Origin of the sequence: Streptomyces sp. NPDC058683, from assembly GCF_042716195.1 — a bacterium.
Classification (GTDB): Bacteria; Actinomycetota; Actinomycetes; order Streptomycetales; family Streptomycetaceae; genus Streptomyces.
Genome location: NZ_JBHXSK010000024.1, coordinates 100,067 through 121,061, shown reverse-complemented (window position 1 = coordinate 121,061; position 20,995 = coordinate 100,067). Strand labels below are relative to the sequence as shown.

The window sequence follows — 20,995 nt, the reverse complement described above, 5'->3', positions numbered from 1 at the left end:
CCCGAACGGCGCTACCCCTCCAACGCCTGCAACTGCTCAAGAAACCAAGCCGCAGGCGGCAACGCCGTAGCCGCCGCAGCGAGCCGCTTCGTCCGCTCCGCCCGTTCCTCCACCCCCATGGTCAACGCCTGCTGCAAAGCCACGGCCGTCCCCCCGATGTCGTACGGGTTCACGACCACCGCATCCTCGCCCAGTTCCTCGTACGCCCCCGCCTCCCGCGAGAGCACCAGCACGCACCCCTCGTCCGACACCACCGGCATCTCCTTGGCGACCAGGTTCATGCCGTCCCGGATCGGGTTCACCAACGCCACGTCGGCCAGCCGGTAGGCCGCAAGCGACCTCGCGAAGTCGTCCTTCACATGCAGCACCACCGGCGTCCAACCCGCCGTCCCGTACGCCGAGTTGATCTCGTCCGCGACCCGCTGCACCTCGGCCGTGTAGTCGCGGTACACCGCGAGGTCCTGCCGCGACGGATACGCGAACGCGACATGCACCACCCGCTCCCGCCACTCGGGGTGGTCGTCGAGCAGCTGCCGGTACGCGAGCAGCCCCCGCACGATGTTCTTCGACAGCTCGGTCCGGTCCACCCGGACGATCGTCCTGCGGCCCTCGCCGATCTCCTCCCGCAGCGCCCGCATCCGCTCGTCCACGTCCGGCTCGTGCGACCGCTTCCGCAGGAAGTCCGCGTCGGCCCCCAGCCCGTGCACCCCGATCCGGGTCTCCCCGGCCGCCGGGATCCCCGGGCCCAGCACCGCATGACAGCAGGCCACGAACGCGTCCGCCCACCGCCGGGTCAGGAACGCCGCGTGATCGGCGCCCAGGATCCCGCCGAGCAGCTCCGCCGCGATGTCGTCGGGGAGCAGCCGGAAGTAGTCCGGCGGCGCCCACGGGGTGTGGGAGAAATGGCCGATACGGAGATCCGGCCGCAGCCGGCGCAGCATCCGCGGGGCCAGCGCCAGGTGGTAGTCCTGGATGACGACCACCGCACCCTCGCCCGCCTCCTGCGCCAGCGCCTCGGCGAACGCCTGGTTGTAGGCCTGGTACGAGGCCCACCGCCGCCGGAACTCCGCGTCGAAGACCGGTTCCAGCGGGGTCTGGTAGAGCATGTGGTGGACGAACCAGAGCACCGAGTTCGCGATGCCGTTGTACGCGTCCGAGAACACGTCCGGGTCGATGTCGAGCATCCGGACCTGCTGCCCGCCGGTGTCCCCGGCCGGCAGCCGGCCGCCCTCGGCCCGCCGTACCGCCTCCCGGTCGCCGTCGCTCAGCGCCGCGCACACCCACACCGCGTTCGCGTCCGGCCCGATGGCCGACAGCCCCGAGACCAGCCCGCCGCCACCCCGCTTGGCGTGCAGGGCACCGCCGTCGCCCACTTCATACGAAACCGGGCCGCGGTTGGACGCGACCAGCACCTCAGCACCGCTGGTGGAAGCCATACGCCACAACCTAGCCCGGCCCGGAAACGCTCAAACGTACGGCCGTGCCCGACGCGCCGCCGTATACGGCCGTACGTAGAAGTCACGCCACCCGGCGCTCGGCGTACTCGGCGATCTCCGCCATCGGCGGCCGTTCCTCGGTGTCCACGGAGTAGGTGCGCGGCTCGAAGCCGTCCTCGCCCCGTTCGAACTGGGTGAGGGAAGGGCGGATCAGGTGCCCGCGGGCCAGCCGCAGCTGCGCGGTGCGGTAGATCGCGGCGGACATCCGGCCGAGGGCCTGGCCGTCCTGGTGGCGGTGTTTGCGGACCCCCACGTCGACCTGCGCCAACGCGTTGAGCCCCACCAGGTGCAGGGCGTCGACCAGCATGCCCAGCTCCACGCCGTAGCCGACCGGGAAGGGGAGCTGTTCGAGGAGGGAGCGGCGGGCGGCGTACTCGCCGCCGAGCGGCTGGACGAACCCGGCCAGCTGCGGCCAGTGCATGTTGAGCAGCGGGCGGGCCATCAGTTCGGTGACCCGGCCGCCCTGTCCGGCCGAGCCGGCGAGCGGGCGGTCGTACATCGCCTTGACCAGGTCGACGTCCGGGTCGGTCAGCAGCGGGCCGACGATCCCGGTGACGAAGTCGGAGGAGAAGTCACGCAGGTCGGCGTCGATGAAGCAGACGATGTCGCCGGTGGTGACCAGGAGGGAGCGCCAGAGGACCTCGCCCTTGCCGGGGACGGCGGGGATGCGCGGCAGGATCGTGTCGCGGTGGACGACCCGGGCGCCGGCCGCCGCGGCCACCGCCGCCGTACGGTCGGTGGAACCGGAGTCGACGACCACGATCTCGTCGACGAGCGGCACCTGCCGCATGAGGTCGTGACGGATGATCGCGACGATGTCGCCGACCGTCTCCTCCTCGTTGAGCGCGGGCAGCACGACGGAGACGGACTGACCGGTGCGCTGCTTGGCGGCGAGTATCCGGTGCAGCGGACGGTCGTTCATGGACCAGGAGCGGGTGGCCAGCCAGCGCTCGACTTCTTCCAGCACAGTCAGCGGCTCCTCACTGTCACGGTCACACTGCGAGGTGTGATCCATCTCGCGGTTCGGACGACTATCTCAACTGTCCTGGCCTTCGGTTACAGTCTTGAACAACGCCGATGACCATCGCATGTCCTGAGGTCACCGAGCGTTGACAACCGCATACCGCTCATCCAGAGGGGCAGAGGGAAACGGCCCGATGAAGCCCCGGCAACCCTCCAGTCGGTTACTCGTGGATCGCTGATCAATGTCGATCACTCGCGAGGCTCCCGGCTAGGGAAGGTGCCAAATCCGTCTCACGGCGAAATGCGTCGTGGGGAAGATGAGGAGAAAGGGCCTCGCCTCACATGGCTGTGCAGACTGCTGCGACCACCACCGACTCCACGACCGTCGACCTCGGTCCGGCCACCGCCCTGAGCTGCCGCGAGTGCGGCCACCGTGTGCCGCTCGGCCCGGTGTTCGCCTGCGAGGAGTGTTTCGGCCCGCTCGAGATCGCGTATGACTTCTCGGCCTACGACACCGAGGAGCTGCGGAGGCGGATCGAAGCGGGTCCCGCGAACATCTGGCGCTACGCGCCGCTGCTGCCCGTCCCCGCGGACGTGGCGACCAAGCCGAACATCAACCCGGGCTGGACCAAGCTCGTCCAGGCCGACAACCTGGCGAAGGAGCTGGGCGTCACCGGCGGCCTGTACGTCAAGGACGACTCCGGCAACCCGACGCACTCCTTCAAGGACCGGGTCGTCGCCCAGGCCGTCGAGGCCGCGCGCGCCTTCGGCTACACCACGCTCTCCTGCTCCTCCACCGGCAACCTCGCCGGCGCGGTCGGTGCCGCCGCCGCCCGGGCCGGTTTCCGCTCCTGCGTGTTCATCCCGCACGACCTGGAGCAGGGCAAGATCGTCATGGCCGCGATCTACGGCGGCGAGCTCGTCGGCATCGAGGGCAACTACGACGACGTGAACCGTTTCTGCTCCGAACTGATCGGTGACTCGGCCGGCGAGGGCTGGGGCTTCGTCAACGTCAACCTGCGGCCGTACTACGCGGAGGGCTCCAAGACCCTGGCGTACGAGATCTGCGAGCAGCTCGGCTGGCGGATCCCCGACCAGCTGGTCGTCCCGATCGCCTCCGGCTCGCAGCTCACGAAGATCGACAAGGGGCTGCAGGAGCTGATCAAGCTCGGGCTCGTCGAGGACAAGCCGTACAAGATCTTCGGTGCGCAGGCCGAGGGGTGCTCGCCGGTGTCGGTGGCCTACAAGGCGGGCCACGACGTGGTGCGGCCGCAGAAGCCGAACACCATCGCCAAGTCCCTCGCCATCGGCAACCCGGCCGACGGGCCGTACGTCCTGGACATCGCGCGCCGTACCGGCGGTGCGGTGGAGGACGTGACCGACGAGCAGGTCGTCGACGCGATCAAGCTGCTCGCGCGGACCGAGGGAATCTTCGCGGAGACCGCCGGCGGGGTGACGGTCGGAGTCACCAAGAAGCTCATTGAGAATGGGCTGATCGACCCGGCGAAGTCGGTTGTCGTGCTCAACACGGGTGATGGACTGAAGACACTGGACGCCGTGGCGGGGACCGGGCTTACGGCGACTATTCGGCCCACTCTCGATTCGTTCCGTGAGGCCGGGCTCGCCTAAGTCAGCCGCAGAAAACCAGGGCGTTGCTCTAACCGGAGGTTTAAACGTGAGCGTCACCGTTCGCATCCCCACCATCCTGCGCACCTACACCGGTGGTCAGGCCGAAGTCAGTGCCGAAGGGGCCACCCTCGGCGAGGTCATCTCCGATCTGGACAAGAACCACACCGGGATCGCCGGCCGCGTTCTCGACGACGAGGGCAAGCTGCGCCGGTTCGTGAATGTGTACGTCAATGATGACGACGTGCGCTTCGAGCAGGGCCTGGCGACGGCCACTCCGGACGGCGCCGGCGTCTCCATCATCCCGGCCGTCGCCGGCGGCTGACCCCGGCGACCGCCCGGCGAGCCCGCTGACCTGGCTGTCGTGATGGCCGTATGACCGAACATTACCTTCGGTAACAGCCATCACCGAGTGTTCATTTGATTGCCCCCTCCGTGAGAGAAGCGGAGGGGGCAATTCTGTGTGGTTGAGCGCGGTAGAGTTGGGGAACGCGGTCCCGATCTCCAGGTCGGGGGCCCCGTATTCGATACCGCTGACCCGATAAGAAGTAGCCAAAGTGCGCGGGTTATATGCGGCTTTTGCGGCCTTTATGGGGCCCGACTTGCCCTGAATTCGGCCGAATTCTTGCTACATTCCGGACCCTTCCCGTCCAGAATTCTCGTCCGATTGACCTGTTGCAGACGGCAGTTGGACAGATACATTCAGCCGCGGTCGACGCGTTCCGGCGCACGCCCCCAAACCTGTGGGGGGTGAGGTCTGACCCGGATCCGCGAAGTGTGGATCTGTGCAAGGGCCAGTAATAGGGGAGTTAGGCATGGCTCAGGGCACCGTCAAGTGGTTCAACGCGGAGAAGGGGTACGGCTTCATCGCGGTCGACGGTGGTGCGGATGTTTTCGTCCACTACAGTGCGATTCAGATGGACGGCTACCGCACCCTGGAGGAAGGTCAGCGGGTCGATTTCGAGATCTCGCAGGGCCAGAAGGGGCCGCAGGCGGACATGGTCCGGCTCGCGACCAGCTGAAGCACGCGCCGACTGACAGCGTCGTTCTTCTTTCTTTGTCGGAGGGCTCGTATCCCATGGGGAGTCATGGGTTACGAGCCCTTTGGCATGCCCGGGACGAGCGGGCCGGTGCGCCCCGCGGGGGCGGCCCGGTACGGGGCCGGGGCGCGGCCCAGTCTCCCGGAGGCGCTTGCACTCGGCATGGGCGAGTGCTAATCATTGGCGTTAGCACTCTGAAGGTGAGAGTGACAAAAATGGACCGGGTCGGTGAGGCCCGCAGGCCGGGTGGGGCAAGGAACCCACGGGTCGGCGAGCCGTCCGTCGCGGGCGCGGGCGCGGTCCGAAGACTCACCCCCAGTCCTGGAGGGACCACTTCACATGGCCAAGATCATCGCGTTCGACGAGGAGGCGCGGCGCGGCCTTGAGCGCGGTATGAACCAGCTCGCCGACGCCGTCAAGGTCACCCTCGGCCCCAAGGGCCGCAACGTCGTCCTTGAGAAGAAGTGGGGCGCCCCCACGATCACCAACGATGGTGTGTCCATCGCCAAGGAGATCGAGCTGGAGGACCCGTACGAGAAGATCGGCGCCGAGCTGGTCAAGGAAGTCGCCAAGAAGACGGACGACGTCGCCGGTGACGGTACGACCACCGCGACCGTGCTCGCCCAGGCCCTGGTCAAGGAAGGCCTGCGCAACGTCGCGGCCGGCGCCAACCCGATGGCTCTGAAGCGCGGTATCGAGAAGGCCGTCGAGGCTGTCTCCGGTGCCCTGCTGGAGCAGGCGAAGGATGTCGAGACCAAGGAGCAGATCGCCTCCACGGCCTCCATCTCCGCCGCCGACACCCAGATCGGCGAGCTCATCGCCGAGGCCATGGACAAGGTCGGCAAGGAAGGCGTCATCACCGTCGAGGAGTCCCAGACCTTCGGTCTGGAGCTGGAGCTCACCGAGGGTATGCGCTTCGACAAGGGCTACATCTCGGCGTACTTCGCCACCGACATGGAGCGTATGGAGGCGTCCCTCGACGACCCGTACATCCTGATCGCCAACTCGAAGATCGGCTCCGTCAAGGACCTGCTCCCGCTCCTGGAGAAGGTCATGCAGTCGGGCAAGCCGCTGCTGATCATCGCCGAGGACGTCGAGGGCGAGGCCCTGTCGACCCTGGTCGTCAACAAGATCCGCGGCACCTTCAAGTCCGTCGCGGTCAAGGCCCCGGGCTTCGGCGACCGCCGCAAGGCGATGCTGAACGACATCGCCATCCTCACCGGTGGCGAGGTCATCTCCGAGGAGGTCGGTCTCAAGCTCGAGAACACGACCCTCGACCTGCTGGGCAAGGCCCGCAAGGTGGTCATCACCAAGGACGAGACCACCATCGTCGACGGTGCCGGCTCGTCCGACCAGGTCGCCGGCCGGGTCAACCAGATCCGCGCCGAGATCGAGCAGTCCGACTCGGACTACGACCGCGAGAAGCTCCAGGAGCGCCTGGCCAAGCTCGCCGGTGGCGTCGCCGTCATCAAGGCCGGTGCCGCGACCGAGGTCGAGCTCAAGGAGCGCAAGCACCGCATCGAGGACGCCGTGCGCAACGCGAAGGCGGCCGTCGAGGAGGGCATCGTCGCCGGTGGTGGCGTGGCCCTGCTGCAGGCCTCCTCGGTCTTCGAGAAGCTGGAGCTGGAGGGTGACGAGGCGACGGGCGCCGCGATCGTGAAGCTCGCCCTCGAGGCCCCGCTGAAGCAGATCGCCGTCAACGCCGGCCTCGAGGGCGGCGTCGTGGTGGAGAAGGTCCGCAACCTCACCCCGGGTCACGGCCTGAACGCCGCGACCGGTGAGTACGTCGACCTGATCGCCGAGGGCATCATCGACCCGGCGAAGGTGACGCGCTCTGCCCTGCAGAACGCCGCCTCCATCGCCGCGCTGTTCCTCACCACCGAGGCCGTCATCGCCGACAAGCCGGAGAAGGCCGCCGCGGCCGCTCCGGGCGGCATGCCGGGCGGTGACATGGACTTCTGATCGACCCCTGGTCGATCGCCTGTCCTGACCGAGGGCGGCACTCCCTGTTCGACAGGGGGTGCCGCCCTCGGGCGTTTTTGCCTCGATGACCGGGGCCCGGGCGTCGACGGCGGGGAACCGCGGGCACTGAAGCGGGAGTTGCCCGTCGGCCGGCCGGGGCGGCCGTGGGGGCCGTGTCCGGTGTCACACGGCTTTCGGGCGGGGACGGGAATGGGTGCGTACGGGCAGGTCGTTGTGCACGTGCGTGCACTCGATGCGCGTGCACATACCGTCCGGTCTACGACCTACCCACGAGGAGCCCCCCACGTGACCGTCACCACGCCCCCCGCCTCCCGCGCGGCCGAGATCCTCTCCCGTCCGATCACCCTGAACGGGCTCACGGTCCCCAACCGGATCGTGATGGCGCCGATGACCCGGCAGTTCAGCCCGGGCGGTGTCCCCGGCGAGGACGTGATCTCGTACTACGCCCGCCGGGCCGCCGCCGGTGTCGGTCTGATCGTCACCGAGGGCACGTACGTCGGTCACGACTCGGCCGGGCAGAGCAGCCGCATCCCGCGGTTCCACGGCGAGGAGCAGCTGGCGGGCTGGGCGAAGGTCGCCGAGGGGGTGCACGCGGCCGGCGGCACCATCGTCCCGCAGCTGTGGCACATCGGCATGGTCCGCAAGCAGGGCCAGCCCCCGTTCGCGGACGCCCCCGCGGTCGGCCCCTCCGGCATCCGCCTGGACGGCACCGAGGGCGAGGGCAAGGCGATGAGCCGCGAGGACCTGGACGACGTCATCCGCGCGTTCGCCGAGGCCGCGGCCGACGCCGAGCGCATCGGCTTCGACGGGGTCGAGCTGCACGGCGCCCACGGCTACCTCCTCGACCAGTTCCTGTGGGCGGGCACCAACCGCCGTACCGACGCCTACGGCGGTGACCCGGTCGCCCGTACCCAGTACGCGGCCGAGCTCGTGGCGGCCGTACGCGCGGCGGTCTCCCCGGAGTTCCCGGTGATCTTCCGCTACTCGCAGTGGAAGTCGGACAACTACGACGCCCGCCTCGCCGAGACCCCGGAGGAGCTGGAGGCGATCCTCACCCCGCTGGCGGCGGCCGGTGTCGACGTCTTCCACGCCTCCACCCGGCGCTACTGGCTGCCCGAGTTCGAGGGCTCCGACCTGAACCTGGCCGGCTGGACCAAGAAGCTCACCGGGAAGCCGACCATCACCGTCGGCTCGGTCGGCCTCGACGGCGACTTCATCAAGGGCTTCGCGGGCGAGGGCTCCCCGGTCCGGGGCATCGAGGACCTCCTCGACAGCCTGGAGCGCGAGGAGTACGACATGGTCGCCGTCGGCCGCGCCATCCTCCAGGACCCGGAGTGGGCGGCGAAGGTGCTGGCCGGCCGCACGCAGGAGCTGAAGTCGTACGACGCGGCGGCGCTCAAGAGCCTCAGCTGAGCGCCTGAGCCGAGAGCCTGAGCCGAACCACCCCGTCCGCCCTCGGGCCGGCCCGCGACCAGCCGGCCGGCCCGGGGGCGAACGCATACCCGTACGGCACGAGCGGCACCCGCGTACGGCACGAGCGGCACCTTCATGGCACGCGGCCCGGTGCTCACCCGGGAATTCGCCGGTACCGTCCGAGCATGCGGATACTCCATCTCTCGGACACCCACCTGGACCGCACCGACACCCCCAACAAACGCGGCGTCAACGCCACCGCGTCCCTGCGGCTGATGCTCGACGAACTCCGCGGTCTCTCCGGCTTCGACGCGGTCGTCGTCACCGGCGACCTCGCCGACGACGGCGCGGTCGAGGCGTACACCGCCCTGCGCACGCTGATCGGCGGATACGCACGGGACCGGAACATCCCCGTCTTCTGCACCACCGGCAACCACGACGAGCGCGGGGCCTTCGCCAAGGTGCTGGGCAGCGGGCATCTGGACGCCGACGGCACCGACCGCGCCGAGCAGGTGTTCGGCGGTGAGGAGCGGGCCGCCGTCAGCACGGTCGGCGGCTGGCGCTTCGTCACCCTGGACTCGCTGGTACCGGGCAAGGTGTACGGCCGGCTGGGCGCGCCCCAGCTGGAGTGGCTGCGCGAGGTGCTGCGCACCCCGGCCGAGCGCGGCACGGTCCTCGCCTTCCACCACCCGCCCTTCGCCCTGGACCTCTCGGTGACCCAGCCGGCCTTCGGGCTGCGCGACCCCGGCGAGCTGGCGGCGGCGCTCCGGGGCGGTGACGTACGGATGATCCTCAACGGGCACTACCACCTCCAGCTCTTCGGCCTGCTGGAGTCGGTGCCGGTGTGGGTGACGCCGGGGGTCGTCAACCGGATCGACCTGACCGTGGCGCCCGGTGAGCGGGCGGTGCGCGGGGCGTCGGCGTCGCTGGTGGAGCTGGGCGGGCCGGCCGGTCCGCTGTGCCACACCTTCCATGCGCGCGATCCGCGGGCCCATGAGACGGTGTACGAGATCGACGAGGCGCAGGCCAGGGCGTTCGTCGCCCAGCATGGCTGACGGTTTCACCCATACGGGTGAGGGGTGTTCGGCACTCGTGCGAAGTGCCGGACGTTCCACGAGTGACCGGCCGTGACGACGGCAGCGCCCCCACCGAAAGCGAGCGAGCATGACGACAAGTCAGTCTCCTGAGCCGACCCACGCCGCCGAGGGACCGGTCGTACGTACCGCGGCGGGTGCCGTGCGCGGGTTGCGGGAGGACGGGCTGGCGGTCTTCCGGGGCATACCGTTCGCCGAGCCCCCGGTGGGAGAGGCCAGGTTCGCGGCGCCCCGCCCGGCACGCGCGTGGGACGGGACGCGCGAGGCGTACGCCTTCGGCCCGCCGCCCCCGCAGGACCTGGGCGTCCAGGGGCGCACGGGTGTCCTGGAGGCACCCGAGGGCGACGACTGGCTGACGGTGAACGTCTGGACACCCGACCCCGACCTGGCCGCCCGCCGCCCGGTGATGGTGTGGATCTACGGCGGCGCCTACAAGCTGGGCCACTCCGGCAGCCCCGGCTACGACGCCCAGCACATCGCACGTGACGGCGACGTGGTCGTGGTCTCCCTCAACTACCGCGTCGGCATGGAGGGTTTCGTCCAGATCGAGGGGGCGCCCGCCAACCGGGGCCTGCTGGACCAGGTGGCGGCGCTGGAGTGGGTGCGGGAGAACATCGCGGCCTTCGGCGGCGACCCCGACCAGGTCACGGTCTTCGGGGAGTCGGCGGGCGGCGGGTCGGTGGCCGCGCTGCTGGCGATGCCCAGCGCACGGGGCCTGTTCCGGCGGGCGATCGCCCAGAGCGTGCCGGGCACCTTCTTCTCCACCGAGTTGGCCGCGGACATCGCCCAGGCCCTCGCGGCGGAGGCCGGCCTGCGCCCCACGCTGGCCGACCTGGCGACGACCGACCCGCGCCGGCTGACGGACGTGGGCCAGTCGCTGGGCGTCAAGATGCCCCAGTACATGGGCCGTTGGGGGCAGATCGCGCCGACGGTGACACCGTTCTCCCCGGTGGTCGACGGCGAGGTGCTGCCCACCACCCCCTGGCAGGCGCTGGCCTCCGGTGCCGCCCGGGACGTGGACCTCCTGGTCGGCCACAACCGCGACGAGTACCGCCTCTTCCTGGTGATGGGCGGGATGTACGGCAAGATCACGGAGGAGCAGGCGACCGGCGCCCTGCGTCTGTTCGCACCGGGCGGCGAGGCGGGGGTGCAGGCCTACCGCGAGGCCTTCCCCGAGGCATCGCCGGACGAGCTGTACGAACGGGTGCAGACCGACTGGCTCTTCGGCATACCGTCACTGCGCCTGGCGGAGGCGCAGACCGCGGCCGGCGGCCGGGCCCACCTGTACGAACTGACCTGGGGCGCCCCGGGCAACGGCGGGCTGCTGGGCGCCTGCCACGGCCTGGACATCCCGCTGCTGTTCGGCACGTTCGAGGCGGACCTCGCCAACCTCCTCTTCGCGGGCACGGACGTCACCCCCGAGGCCAGGGACCTCTCCGCCCGCTTCCGCAGGGCATGGACGGCGTTCGCGAGGACGGGAGACCCGGGCTGGGCGGAGTTCGACGTCCAGGACCGCCTCACCCAGGTACTGGACACCACACCGGCGGTGACGTCGTACCCGGAGGAGCGCAGCCGAAAGCTCTGGGAGGGGCACGAGTTCACGCCCTCCCCGCTGCTCGGCTGACCGGCGGGACCGGGGCTCAGAGGTTGCCGAGGGGCTCGATGTCCATGTGGACCGGGGTGCCCCAGACCCGGAGCACCTCGTAGTCGGTGAACTCGTGGACGAGCCGGTAGGCCATGGCCGGCCGGGACCCGCGGCGCTGGGCATTGATGTACAGCTCGGCCTCGCGCCGGTCGCGGCGGGGGGTGCCGCACAGCTCCCACTCCCGGCCGTTCCACGCCTCCGGCAGCCACCGCTGCTGGGCCTGCGGCCGGTCGGCCCGCACCCCGTACCGGGACATCGAGGGCCCCGCGGCCGTGTCGCCCTGCACCGGCCGGGGTCCGCCCGCGAACTCCGACCGCCGGGCGGCCCGCCGCCGCGTCTCGCACAGCAGACACAGATCCGGGGCGCTCTCGTCCACGGGCCCCTGCGGATGCTCGGCACACCGGGTGGTGGGCGCGGCCGCGCTGACGCTCTCCTCCAGCAGGTCGAGAGCGCGCCGGAGGTCGTTCTTGACCTCGTGCAGCTTGGCGTCGGGCGTACTGGCGGTCAGCGCCTCCCCGTGCTCGCCGAGCAGACGAAGGGCACGACCCAGGGCGGTCAGCTGGGAGTGGTTCATACGCTCCAGCGTGGCACACGGCGCTGACAACACACCGGGGAGCTCAGTCGGCGTACCGGTGTCCGGCCGTGCGCAGGCCGTCCAGTCTTTCGGGGGTGTCCGTTTCGATGGCAGGGGCGTAGACGACGATGCGGAGGTCGGAGCCGGGGACCGTGAGGACGTCGAGGTCGAGGGTGAGGTCGCCGACCAGGGGGTGTTCGACGGTCTTGCGGTCGCCGGTGTGGAGGCCCGCGGTGCCGTTGGACCACAGCCGGGCGAAGCGGGGGCTGGTGCCCAGGAGCCGGTCGACGAGCAGGGAGAGCCGGGCGTCGTCGGGGTGGGCCACCGCCGTGACCCGCAGGTCGGCCACCAGGGACTCCTCCTCGGCCTCGTCGCCGGCCCAGGACCGGACCGGCCAGGCGGCGATGGCGTCGACCCGGTGGCCGCCGGGGGAGCGGAACATCCCGGCGACGAGACTGCCCTGGTCCCAGCCGTAGGTACGGGGGTCCCCTATGACGGCGGTCCACATCCGGTTCCAGCTGAGCAGCGTCCAGTCGGCGGCGTAGACCGCGACCGGTGCGTCGCCCAGCTGCCGGACGAGCCGGTGGACCCTCGGCGGCACCTGCCGCGGCACGTCGCCGGCGGCGGGCGGGGTGAGCCTGGCGCACCGGAACAGGTGGTCGCGCTCCTCGGCGTCCAGGCGCAGGGCCCGGGACAGGGCGCCGACGACCTGGGCCGAGGGGTTGCGGGCGCGGCCCTGTTCGAGCCGCACCACGTAGTCGACGGACAGCCCGGACAGCCGGGCGAGTTCCTCGCGGCGCAGACCCGGGATGCGCCGGTCCGCGCCGGATTGCAGCTCGCCCGTCAGGGGTGAACGGCGCTCCCGCCAGCCGCGCAGGGCGATGCCGAAGTTGTTCGTCGTTGCCATGCGGGCATCATCGTTCGCAATTGTTCGGATGATCTGCGCGCAGGGGAACTCTTGTGCCACATCTGGGTAAAGGCCTGCTTGTGGCGGCGGTCAGGAGCTGAGCGCGGCCTCGGCGGAGGTCCGGGCGGCCGCCCAGTGGGCCCGGGTGAAGGCGGCGGCAGACTCCAGCGCCTCGTCGGCCTCGTCCAGCATGACCGCGAACGACTGGAAGACGTGCGGGACTTGGGGCCAGACCTGGAGGTCGACGCGGACGTCGTCGGCGGCGGCGCGGGCGGCCAGCCGTACGGCGTCGTCCAGCAGGATCTCGTGCGAGCCCACCTGGACGAGCAGCGGCGGCAGCCCCGTCAGGTCGGCGAAGACCGGGCTGACCAGCGGTTCGGTGCCGGGCGTCGTACCGAGGTAGTCGCGGGCCCGGGTGCGCAGGGCCTGCGGGGTGAGCGCCGGGTCCAGAGCGGCCTTGCCGGTCGCGCCGGCGCCGGACACCGTGAGGTCGGCCCAGGGCGAGAACACCGCGGCCGACGACGGCTGGGGCAGTCCCGCCTCCTTGAGGGCGACCAGCGTGGCGACGGCCAGGCCGCCGCCGGCGGACTCGCCGACGAAGGCGGTCCGGGCCGCGGGGACGCCCTGGTCGAGCAGCGCGCGGTACGCGGCCACCGCGTCCTCGACGGCCGCGGGGAACGGGTTCTCGGGCGCCAGCCGGTAGTCGACGCAGACGGCACGGGCGCCGACCCGCCGGGACACGTCGGCGGCCAGACCCGCCGCGTCGGCGGCGGAGCCGATGGCGTAGGCGCCGCCGTGGAAGTACAGCACCACGTCGGACGGATCGCCGCCGGGCGTCTCGACCGTGACGACGGGGACGCCGCCGAGCCGGCCGGGGGTGGTCGTGACGTCGGGAGGCAGCGGCATCGAGGTCATCATCCCGTGGAAGACCGCGCGCGCTTCCGCCACGTCGCCTCCGACGTCGAGCGGGGCGTGCCGGAGCATCTCGTCGAGGTCGCGGCGTTGCTGCCCGGACATGGCTGTGCCTTTCGTAGCGGGGCGGAGACAGAGACGGAGGTGGAGGTGGAGGAGCCGACGGTGCCGACGCTCAGCGCGGCGGGCCGACGATGATCTGGCCGTACTGGTCGGCGGCCTCGGCCATCAGGTCCTTGGATATCTCGAACCCCTCCGGCCGGGCGGTCGACATGTCGCGCCCCGCGTGCCGGAACATGCCCTCGATGCCGCCCGGAGTGCAGATCATCAGCAGGTCGGCGGTGTCGGAGGTGATCCGGTAGCCGTGCGGGACGTTCTTGGGCAGGTAGACGATCCCGCCCTCCGACAGCTCCAGCTCCTGGTCGTCCGACCACACCAGCGCGGTGCCCTTGATCAGCATGAAGATCTCGTCCTCGCGGGTGTGCATGTGGTACGGCGGCGCCTCTCCCCTGGCGACGCTGAACCGGCCCACGGTCAGCTGCCCGTCGGTGGCCGCGCTGTCCAGGAGGACGGCGAACTGTCCGCCGTCGAGCCATTCGAGCTTCTGCTGCTGCTCGGGCTGGGCGAGGTACATCATGCTCACGGCGATGTCCGTTCGGTGTGGGTGACCGGTGTGGGGTGACCATCCCGCGCCGATGATCCTCTTCCGGAACCGGCCGCCGCCAGATGCCCGGGTGGGACCAGCAGTACCACCGGCGGCATCACCGGCAGGGCCTCCGGCCGGCCTTTCGCATACGATTCAGATGCATGGTCCGTTATGCGGCCATATGGGGAGCTCTGTCATGGACGGTCTTGCTGATCTGGGCGGCACACCGGGATGGGGCCCCGTGCACCCCCCGCCCCCTGACGAACCGGTCTTCGCGCAGCCCTGGCAGCGCCGGGCCTTCGCCCTCGCGATCCTCTCCGGCCGTGTCGCGTCCGGCGGTGTCAACACGGACGCCTTCCGGCACGCCCTGGAGCGCCTGGACCGGGCCGCCTACTTCGACGACGGCTACTACGGCCGCTGGCTCAACGGCGGGGAGCTGATGCTCGCCGACAGCTCGATCCTGGCGCCCGGCGCCATCGACGCCCGCGCCCGCAACCTGCGCGGCGAACACGTGCCCGAGCCGCCGGTCCCCGAGCCCGCCCGGCCCGACTACGCCCCGACCGCCCCCGGCTCCCTGCGCTCCCTGGACACCGCGCCCGCCTTCGCCGCCGGTCACCGCGTCCGGGCCCGGGCCACGTCGGTCCCCGGGCACACCCGGCTGCCGCGCTACGCCCGCGGCCGTACCGGCGTCGTCCAGGCCGTGCGGCCCGCGTCCGTGCTCCCGGACACCAACGCCCACTTCCGGGGCGAGAACCCGCAGTACGTCTACTCGGTGCGGTTCGACTCCCGCGAACTGTGGGGCGCCGACGCCGAACCCTTCGCGATCACCGTGGAGATGTACGAGAGCTATCTGGAGGCCGCCGCATGACCACCGCCGGACCAGAGGCCGGATCAGAGGCCGGATCGGAGGAGCGCCTGCCCCCGGCCCTGCGCACCGAGGCGCTGGAGCAACTGCTCACCGAGCGGGGCCTGATCGACCCGAAGGTGATGAACGGGATCATCACCGAGTACGAGACCAACGTCGGCCCGCTCAACGGCGCGAAGGTCGTCGCCAAGGCCTGGACCGACCCGGAGTACAGGCGTCGGCTTCTGGACGACGGCACCGCGGCCATCAAGGAACTCGGCTTCTCAGGGCCGCAGGGCGAGCACATCGTCGTCGTGGAGAACACCCCGACCACCCATCACGTCGTCGTCTGCACGCTCTGCTCGTGCTACCCGTGGCCGGTGCTCGGCCTGCCGCCCGGCTGGTACAAGGACCCCGCCTACCGCGCCCGCGTGGTGAAGGAGCCGCGTCGGGTGCTGGCCGAGATGGGCCTCGACCTGGACGACGACGTGCGGATCACCGTCCACGACTCCACCAGCGAGGTCCGCTGGCTGGTCCTGCCCGAACGCCCGGCGGGCACCGAGCACCTCTCCGAGGAGGAACTCGTGCCCCTGGTGTCCCGGGACGCGATGGTCGGCGTGGCCAAGGTGGCGGCACCGTGACCGCGCCGCTGGAGGCCGAGGGCCCGGCCGCGCCACCGCGCTCCAACGGCGAACTGGTCTTCGCCGAGCCGTGGGAGAGCCGGGCGTTCGGCATGGCGGTCAGCCTGTACGAGGCGGGCGCGTTCAGCTGGCCGCAGTTCCAGGCCGCGCTGATCGCCAGGATCGCGGCGGCGCCGCGCGACGAGCCGTACCGCTACTACCGGTTGTGGCTGGCCGCGCTGGAAGACGTACTGGTCGGCGTGGACGCGGTGTCCAGGGCCGAGATCACCGCACGCGCCCAGGCCCTGGCCCGGCGCCCGTCGGGCCATGACCACGGGGTTACTGCTTGACGCCGTTCACGAAGGCCGACCAGGCCTCCGGCCGGAACGCGAGCCTCGGGCCGTGGGGGGCGGTTTTGGAGTCTCGGACGGGGATGAGGGTGGGGTGGGTGTGGGTGATTTCGAGGCAGTTTTCGTCGCCGCCGCTGTAGCTCGACTTGATCCATACGGCCGTGCCCAGGCTCGGGTCAGGGATGTTCCTCATGGGCGTAATCCTCTGCCAACGCCTCGATGAGCACCAGGGACTTCTCCTGCGAGAGCGCTGAGGCCACGAGGAGGTCGTAGACGAACCTCAGTCGGGTGACGGTGGCGGGGTCGTCCTCCAGCCGTCCGGTGCTCAGTCCTTCCATGTAGGCCAGCGGAGGGGCGTCCTCGAACTCCATCAGCTTCAGAGCGCCCTGCATCGCCGTGTGTGCGCCCGCGTTGAAAGGCACCACCTGCATGATGATCCGGTTCCGGCGGGCCAGACCGGCGACATGGCGTAGGGCCTCCGCCATCACCGCCGGGCCACCGACTTTCCGGCGCAGCGCCGCCTCGTCAAGCACCGCCCACAACACGGGCTTTGTTGGGTGATCGAGCAGACGGGCCCGTTCCAAACGGCCTTCCACCCACTCCTTGATCGTCTCCTCCGGCGTCATCGCAGCCCACACCTGGTCGACGGCCCGCGCATAGGCAGGCGTCTGGAGCAGTCCGGGGATCAGTAGCGGAGCGTAATGTCTGATCGTCGTTGCCAGAGCCTCCGCCTCCACTACGTCCGCGTAGTGGTGCTGATACTTCGACTTGGCCGCCGCGCCGCAGTTCCGCATGAAGAAGCCCCCCGTCTCCAGGACCTCGTCCAGCATCCGCGCGTACTCCGGCTGCATCCGCCGCGTCCCCGCCTCCAACTGCCCGATGAACGACCCGCTCACGAACAGCCTTTGGCCCAACTCCGCTTGGCTCAGCCCCTTTCGCTCGCGCGCATGCCGTAACTCGGCGCCCAGCAGCGCTCGCGGTGACGACGACGGGTCCAGGTCCTTCGGTGCCGCCATGGGCAACTCCCTGTTCCACGGACGAGGTTGTTGGGATGTCTTATCTAGCCAGGCTAGAGCCGTGACGGACACGCTGTGTTGCGAATGGCGAACTCAGCGTGGAGGTGGGAAAGGTGCGGCCGACCGAAGAAGTCGTGGAGTCGTTGCGGATGGCCTTGAAGGGCGCCGGGGTCGTGCTGCCGTCGTTGTGCGTAGATCCGGTGACCGGGGCGAGTGACGAGCCCTTCGCCCTGGTCGAGCTGGGGCGCTGCAACGTCCGGGTGGCGGAGCGGCTGGCCTCGGTGGTGCGCGGTGAACGGCCGCCCGTCGGGACGTGTGTGACGGACGTACGGGACGGTCGGATCGGCGAGGTGATGGGGCACGTCGGCGGCAAGGTGCAGCTGCGGCCCGTGGCCGGCGGGCGGGAGTGGGACTGTCCGGCGGAGTCGCTGGAGCTCACGCCGCCGGACGAGGTGCTGCGGGAGCAGGTGCGGTGGGCCAACAGGGCGCGGGGGATGCGCTGTTGAGGGCGGTCAGTCCGGTTGCGAGTCGTGTGTCTTGGCGAGCAGCTCCGCGGCCTGGCGACGGTGTCTGCGTCCGATCGTGGTGTCGTCGAGGAGTTCACCGAGGACGATCCGCGCTCGCTGCGGGTCGATCCATGAGAGCGACTCCGCGGCCTCCAGGCGCTGGGCGGCCCTCGTCGCGGAATCCCGGGCGACCTTCTCGTGCAGTGCGGTGGCTGTGTCGTGGTCGGCGTCGTGCAGCAGCCATCCCACTGTGAGGCGTCGGCCGATGTCCAAGGTGGTGTCGTCGGCGAGGTCGCGCAGTAGTTCCGCCAGTCCGGGCCGCTTGTCGAGCGTCCTCAGCACGACCACTGCCCGCGCCCGCTCCTCAGGCGGCACACTGCCGTCGCGGGCGACGGCGTGCAGTCGCCGGACGGCGGTCGCCGGATCGCTCTCGGTCAGGGCCAGCGCCGCTTTCAGCTGGTGCGACGGTTTGGCATCGCCTGGCGTGTCCGGGGCGAGGTCGACGAGGAATCCGGCGGGTTCCGTCGGGGCGAATCCGGTGTACAGGCGTACCGCGAGCGCGCGTACGTAGTCGTCCGCCTTGGGGTCCTGGGCGAGATCACGGGAGGCTTCCATGCTGGCCGTCGTGTCGACGGTGCTCAGCGTCACGGCCACGCGAAAGCGGTTGAACGCGGTCAGCGACCGGTCGCGGCTGAGTCGGCGGAGCAGCTTCACGGAGTCCTTGAGCACGTCCTCGGACAGCCAGGTTCCCGACTGCGCCTGATTGATCAGGAACTGGGGACCGCGGGCGCTCGCACGCCCCGAGTTCATCAAGGTCAGGAACTCGGCCTTGAGCGGGTGGCCGTCAGGCGTGAGGTCGAGGAGGAAGCCGCCGAACGGGTCGTACTCGGGCGGCGTCCAGTCTCTTCTGAACCGTCGGCGAGCCGGGGCCCGACGGAAGAAGATCTCCCGGAAGACGACCTGGAGTCTCTCCTCCTCGTCGGTGGCATGGCGAGCGGCGAAGTACTCCAGGAAGGTCTGGTGGGTGAAGACCAGGTCGTCCGAGCGCCGGATCAGCAGCCCGGTGCCGCACAGAACCGACTCCAGGAACTCCCGCCAGCGTGTTTCCGGCACCGCCGCCGGACGTTCGGCGCATTCATGGTCCTGTACGGCGTCCAGGACGGCCCGGCCTTCGTGTTCGCCGGCGAAGAGCAGCTCGTGGGCCAGGTCGGCGAGGATCGGCCGGAGGTTCTGGACGGTCCGTTCCGCCCCGGCCTCGGCGTCGGAGCCGTACTGCCGCAGGGCGGCCCGGGCCTGTTCCACGGCACCGGCGGCGTACTGGCGCTCGTGCAGCAGGTCCACGAACCTGCGGTAGAGGTCGCCGCGCCCGCGAGGGGGTGGCTCTGTGGGGGCTTTGGCGCGGAGCTGACAGAGCATGGACATCATGAGCGGGACCCGGGCGAGGTCGATCAGCCCCATCGCGTGGAGCGTGTTGAGGAACTCCTGTGCGGTCTGCTCGGGTTCGGCGACATCAAGGGCCCGGAACCAGCCGGCCGCCACGCGTTGCAGCTCGTCGGCGCGGAACGGTTCCAGCTCGTAGCACGGGACCTGCGGGCCGAGGATGCGCTGTTCGGTTTCGCGCACGGGGCGGGTGGCCACGACGAACGCGTACTGGTCGCCGGCGTGGGCCACGGTCCTGAGAACGTCCTCCCGGCCGGAGACGCTCGTGATCTCGTCGAGGCCGTCGACCAGCACCAGCCAGCCGTGGCCCGGGGCCGGACGGTCTTCGAAGAAGGTGTCGGGGAGGGGAGAGGTGAGGCCGTACTGCCGGAGCTGGGCGTTGACGGTGTCGGCGAGGGCTCTGCTGAGGGGAGCGCCGACCAGGGCGGCGGCCGGCACCAGGACTGGCGCGGGGCCCGGGTCGGCGGTGCCGTCGAGCCACTGTGCGGCGCCGTGGGTGAGGCGGGTGCGCAGCAGGCTGGACTTGCCGCCGCCCGGTCCTCCGACGACCAGACAGACCCCGTCACCGGTCAGGACCTCGTCGGCCGGCTGTGGCGGGGCGGCGGGGAGCAGGCCGCTCGCCATGAGTCCGGCGTTCCCGGCGCTCTCCTCGGCGGGCGAGTTCCGGCTCACGACCTGCTGGCGCACGTAGATGTGGGACAGCGGCGGCATGGTGCCGGGCATGACCCCGGGGTACGGGTGCTGGGTGGCGGCGAGCCGGGCGGCACGCAGATAGGGTTCCAGGTCCGTGCCGACCCGGCTCAGCCGGGGACGGCCGTCGCCGTGGCGCTCCAGTACGTCGGCGAAGCCGGGGTCGTCCACGAACGACCGGGCCGGACACGCGTGCAGCCGGCGGTTCCGGAACGCCTCGTCGTCATGGATGACGACCCCGACGAGATGGTCCCCGCAGAAGACCGCGCTGCCGGAGGCACCGGACCAGGCCCTGCCGCCGTTCCTGGAATCCGCTTCCGGTGCGGGGCCCTGGTCGAGGACGTACCGGTCCTGTTCGCCGCTGCCCCCGCCCAGCACGGGCAGCTCTCCCCGCAGGTGCTCGACGCCGTACTGCCCGTTGCTCGTCGTCGCGGCCGGGAAGCCGAGCGCGTCGTAGGGGAGGGGGCCGTTGCCGACCGGGCGGCCCCAGCGCACCGCGCCCGGTGCCTCGACGGACTCGTCGAGCAGGAGCAGGGCGACGTCGCGGCCGTCGGGGTGGGTCCAGCAGACCTGTGCCGCGCAGCGCCGTGTCTCGTCCTGGGGGTGCCCCACGCGTACGTCGATGCGCCGCCAGGCGGCTCCCGGGTTCTCCTCGACGACGTGCCGGGCGGTCAGTACCAGGCGCGGTGCGATCAGGTACCCGCTGCCGATGCGGCGGAACCCCGTGTCCTCTCCGCCCCTGACCAGGGCGAGCCGTCGGCGGTCCACCTCAGCCCTCGTCGTCCCAGGAGCCGGACTGCGGCCCGCCGATCTCGGGGCTGCCGCCGCCCGTCGCCCGGTCCCTGACCCGGAGCTTCAGGGTCAGCTTGTGCGACCGGGCCGACGAGTGTCCGGCGCCCGCGCCCGCCGAGGCCACCCCGAACTGGAGCTTCCCTTCGCCCTTGACGTCGTCGCGCAGTTCCAGCAGCAACTCCAGCTGGGCTTCCTGGATCTCGAAGGCGAACTGTTCGTGCGTGCCTCGGTCCTGGGCCTCGTACAGTTCCTGCCGCAACTCCTCGATGGCTGCGGCCAACCCGATCGTCGCCATGGCAACTCCCCCTGAATGCACGCCTCGTACCCGGAAGTGTGCCCTCACAGTGTCAGGGACCGCTGAAACTGGCCAACTTCTGTGTCCCGGCCGTCGCCCGACCAGGCATTGTTGACAATTTTGGCGGCAACTCATCGACTTCA

The 20,995-nt window shown here is 70.6% G+C and carries 21 protein-coding genes and 1 riboswitch; of the genes, 11 read left to right on the top strand and 10 right to left on the bottom strand.

All coding sequences use genetic code 11. The annotated features are described in order from the left end of the window. Nucleotides 1–11 precede the first annotated feature (11 nt). Nucleotides 12–1,436, bottom strand: coding sequence for a trehalose-6-phosphate synthase (locus ACFWXC_RS26530; RefSeq protein WP_384482587.1), 1,425 nt, complete (start codon nucleotides 1,434–1,436; stop codon nucleotides 12–14). Between the two features lie 82 nt (nucleotides 1,437–1,518). Next, the gene (locus ACFWXC_RS26525) at nucleotides 1,519–2,463 is read right to left on the bottom strand and encodes a glucosyl-3-phosphoglycerate synthase (RefSeq protein WP_384482585.1); all 945 of its coding nucleotides are present in this window, start codon (nucleotides 2,461–2,463) and stop codon (nucleotides 1,519–1,521) included. A gap of 157 nt (nucleotides 2,464–2,620) precedes the next feature. Next, nucleotides 2,621–2,783, top strand: a riboswitch (SAM riboswitch). An 18-nt stretch (nucleotides 2,784–2,801) separates the two neighbouring features. Here ACFWXC_RS26525 and thrC point away from each other — a divergent pair. From thrC to ACFWXC_RS26490, 7 genes are all read left to right on the top strand, one after another. Beyond that, on the top strand, nucleotides 2,802–4,088 hold the full coding sequence (gene thrC, locus ACFWXC_RS26520; protein WP_384482583.1) for a threonine synthase: 1,287 nt from the start codon (nucleotides 2,802–2,804) through the stop codon (nucleotides 4,086–4,088). A gap of 46 nt (nucleotides 4,089–4,134) precedes the next feature. After that, on the top strand, nucleotides 4,135–4,410 hold the full coding sequence (locus ACFWXC_RS26515; RefSeq protein WP_384482581.1) for a MoaD/ThiS family protein: 276 nt from the start codon (nucleotides 4,135–4,137) through the stop codon (nucleotides 4,408–4,410). 490 nt (nucleotides 4,411–4,900) lie between these two features. After that, complete coding sequence (locus ACFWXC_RS26510) at nucleotides 4,901–5,107, top strand: cold-shock protein (protein WP_019057200.1); 207 nt, start codon at nucleotides 4,901–4,903, stop codon at nucleotides 5,105–5,107. Nucleotides 5,108–5,464: 357 nt separating this feature from the next. Continuing rightward, entirely contained in the window at nucleotides 5,465–7,087 is a 1,623-nt protein-coding gene (gene groL / locus ACFWXC_RS26505; protein ID WP_384482579.1) for a chaperonin GroEL, read from the top strand. A 306-nt stretch (nucleotides 7,088–7,393) separates the two neighbouring features. After that, nucleotides 7,394–8,521: an NADH:flavin oxidoreductase gene (locus tag ACFWXC_RS26500; RefSeq protein ID WP_384482577.1), complete on the top strand. Its 1,128-nt coding sequence runs from the start codon at nucleotides 7,394–7,396 to the stop codon at nucleotides 8,519–8,521. Between the two features lie 185 nt (nucleotides 8,522–8,706). Next, complete coding sequence (locus tag ACFWXC_RS26495; protein WP_384482575.1) at nucleotides 8,707–9,576, top strand: metallophosphoesterase family protein; 870 nt, start codon at nucleotides 8,707–8,709, stop codon at nucleotides 9,574–9,576. Between the two features lie 109 nt (nucleotides 9,577–9,685). After that, nucleotides 9,686–11,239: a carboxylesterase/lipase family protein gene (locus ACFWXC_RS26490; RefSeq protein ID WP_384482574.1), complete on the top strand. Its 1,554-nt coding sequence runs from the start codon at nucleotides 9,686–9,688 to the stop codon at nucleotides 11,237–11,239. 16 nt (nucleotides 11,240–11,255) lie between these two features. On the opposite strand, the gene ACFWXC_RS26485 is transcribed toward ACFWXC_RS26490, so the two are convergent. The 4 genes from ACFWXC_RS26485 to ACFWXC_RS26470 all read right to left on the bottom strand — a co-directional run bounded on the left by ACFWXC_RS26485 (nucleotide 11,256) and on the right by ACFWXC_RS26470 (nucleotide 14,290). Next, complete coding sequence (locus tag ACFWXC_RS26485) at nucleotides 11,256–11,834, bottom strand: hypothetical protein (protein ID WP_384482572.1); 579 nt, start codon at nucleotides 11,832–11,834, stop codon at nucleotides 11,256–11,258. A gap of 43 nt (nucleotides 11,835–11,877) precedes the next feature. Further along, a complete protein-coding gene (locus ACFWXC_RS26480; protein ID WP_384482570.1) occupies nucleotides 11,878–12,741 on the bottom strand; it encodes a helix-turn-helix domain-containing protein in 864 nt (287 codons plus the stop codon). Between the two features lie 90 nt (nucleotides 12,742–12,831). Next, the gene (locus ACFWXC_RS26475; protein WP_384482568.1) at nucleotides 12,832–13,758 is read right to left on the bottom strand and encodes an alpha/beta hydrolase; all 927 of its coding nucleotides are present in this window, start codon (nucleotides 13,756–13,758) and stop codon (nucleotides 12,832–12,834) included. 70 nt (nucleotides 13,759–13,828) lie between these two features. Beyond that, a complete protein-coding gene (locus ACFWXC_RS26470; RefSeq protein ID WP_384482675.1) occupies nucleotides 13,829–14,290 on the bottom strand; it encodes a cupin domain-containing protein in 462 nt (153 codons plus the stop codon). Between the two features lie 205 nt (nucleotides 14,291–14,495). Here ACFWXC_RS26470 and nthB point away from each other — a divergent pair, with 205 nt between their 5' ends. Genes nthB through ACFWXC_RS26455 form a run of 3 tightly spaced genes read left to right on the top strand, consistent with a single transcriptional unit; the run spans nucleotide 14,496 to nucleotide 16,113 of the window. Then, a complete protein-coding gene (nthB, locus tag ACFWXC_RS26465) occupies nucleotides 14,496–15,167 on the top strand; it encodes a nitrile hydratase subunit beta (RefSeq protein WP_384482567.1) in 672 nt (223 codons plus the stop codon). Further along, nucleotides 15,164–15,784: a nitrile hydratase subunit alpha gene (gene nthA / locus ACFWXC_RS26460; RefSeq protein ID WP_384482565.1), complete on the top strand. Its 621-nt coding sequence runs from the start codon at nucleotides 15,164–15,166 to the stop codon at nucleotides 15,782–15,784. The genes nthB and nthA overlap by 4 nt, the downstream gene beginning before the upstream one ends. Then, nucleotides 15,781–16,113: a nitrile hydratase accessory protein gene (locus ACFWXC_RS26455; RefSeq protein ID WP_384482563.1), complete on the top strand. Its 333-nt coding sequence runs from the start codon at nucleotides 15,781–15,783 to the stop codon at nucleotides 16,111–16,113. The genes nthA and ACFWXC_RS26455 overlap by 4 nt, the downstream gene beginning before the upstream one ends. Here ACFWXC_RS26455 and ACFWXC_RS26450 read toward each other — a convergent pair. Then, entirely contained in the window at nucleotides 16,103–16,306 is a 204-nt protein-coding gene (locus ACFWXC_RS26450) for a DUF397 domain-containing protein (protein ID WP_384482561.1), read from the bottom strand. The genes ACFWXC_RS26455 and ACFWXC_RS26450 overlap by 11 nt on opposite strands. Further along, nucleotides 16,290–17,129, bottom strand: a complete 840-nt coding sequence (locus ACFWXC_RS26445) for a Scr1 family TA system antitoxin-like transcriptional regulator (protein ID WP_384482559.1) — start codon at nucleotides 17,127–17,129, stop codon at nucleotides 16,290–16,292. Before ACFWXC_RS26445 ends, ACFWXC_RS26450 begins: the two co-directional genes overlap by 17 nt. 113 nt (nucleotides 17,130–17,242) lie before the next feature. Between ACFWXC_RS26445 and ACFWXC_RS26440 the strand changes: the two genes are divergently transcribed. Next, nucleotides 17,243–17,635: a hypothetical protein gene (locus tag ACFWXC_RS26440; protein WP_384482558.1), complete on the top strand. Its 393-nt coding sequence runs from the start codon at nucleotides 17,243–17,245 to the stop codon at nucleotides 17,633–17,635. A 6-nt stretch (nucleotides 17,636–17,641) separates the two neighbouring features. Here the strand turns inward: ACFWXC_RS26440 and ACFWXC_RS26435 are convergent, their stop codons facing one another. Next, the gene (locus ACFWXC_RS26435) at nucleotides 17,642–20,533 is read right to left on the bottom strand and encodes a trypsin-like peptidase domain-containing protein (protein ID WP_384482556.1); all 2,892 of its coding nucleotides are present in this window, start codon (nucleotides 20,531–20,533) and stop codon (nucleotides 17,642–17,644) included. A gap of 1 nt (nucleotide 20,534) precedes the next feature. Continuing rightward, entirely contained in the window at nucleotides 20,535–20,852 is a 318-nt protein-coding gene (locus tag ACFWXC_RS26430; RefSeq protein WP_384482555.1) for a trypco2 family protein, read from the bottom strand. Nucleotides 20,853–20,995 lie beyond the last annotated feature (143 nt).

Excerpts from the sequence above, each read along its gene's own strand:
- ACFWXC_RS26470 (WP_384482675.1), bottom strand. The coding sequence starts at position 14,290 with ATGATGTACCTCGCCCAGCCCGAGCAGCAGCAGAAGCTCGAATGGCTC.
- ACFWXC_RS26485 (WP_384482572.1), bottom strand. The coding sequence starts at position 11,834 with ATGAACCACTCCCAGCTGACCGCCCTGGGTCGTGCCCTTCGTCTGCTC.
- ACFWXC_RS26510 (WP_019057200.1), top strand. The coding sequence starts at position 4,901 with ATGGCTCAGGGCACCGTCAAGTGGTTCAACGCGGAGAAGGGGTACGGC.
- ACFWXC_RS26530 (WP_384482587.1), bottom strand. The coding sequence starts at position 1,436 with ATGGCTTCCACCAGCGGTGCTGAGGTGCTGGTCGCGTCCAACCGCGGC.
- ACFWXC_RS26495 (WP_384482575.1), top strand. The coding sequence starts at position 8,707 with ATGCGGATACTCCATCTCTCGGACACCCACCTGGACCGCACCGACACC.
- ACFWXC_RS26490 (WP_384482574.1), top strand. The coding sequence starts at position 9,686 with ATGACGACAAGTCAGTCTCCTGAGCCGACCCACGCCGCCGAGGGACCG.
- ACFWXC_RS26445 (WP_384482559.1), bottom strand. The coding sequence starts at position 17,129 with ATGGCGGCACCGAAGGACCTGGACCCGTCGTCGTCACCGCGAGCGCTG.
- ACFWXC_RS26480 (WP_384482570.1), bottom strand. The coding sequence starts at position 12,741 with ATGGCAACGACGAACAACTTCGGCATCGCCCTGCGCGGCTGGCGGGAG.
- ACFWXC_RS26475 (WP_384482568.1), bottom strand. The coding sequence starts at position 13,758 with ATGTCCGGGCAGCAACGCCGCGACCTCGACGAGATGCTCCGGCACGCC.
- nthB (WP_384482567.1), top strand. The coding sequence starts at position 14,496 with ATGGACGGTCTTGCTGATCTGGGCGGCACACCGGGATGGGGCCCCGTG.
- groL (WP_384482579.1), top strand. The coding sequence starts at position 5,465 with ATGGCCAAGATCATCGCGTTCGACGAGGAGGCGCGGCGCGGCCTTGAG.
- nthA (WP_384482565.1), top strand. The coding sequence starts at position 15,164 with ATGACCACCGCCGGACCAGAGGCCGGATCAGAGGCCGGATCGGAGGAG.
- ACFWXC_RS26450 (WP_384482561.1), bottom strand. The coding sequence starts at position 16,306 with ATGAGGAACATCCCTGACCCGAGCCTGGGCACGGCCGTATGGATCAAG.
- ACFWXC_RS26430 (WP_384482555.1), bottom strand. The coding sequence starts at position 20,852 with ATGGCGACGATCGGGTTGGCCGCAGCCATCGAGGAGTTGCGGCAGGAA.
- thrC (WP_384482583.1), top strand. The coding sequence starts at position 2,802 with ATGGCTGTGCAGACTGCTGCGACCACCACCGACTCCACGACCGTCGAC.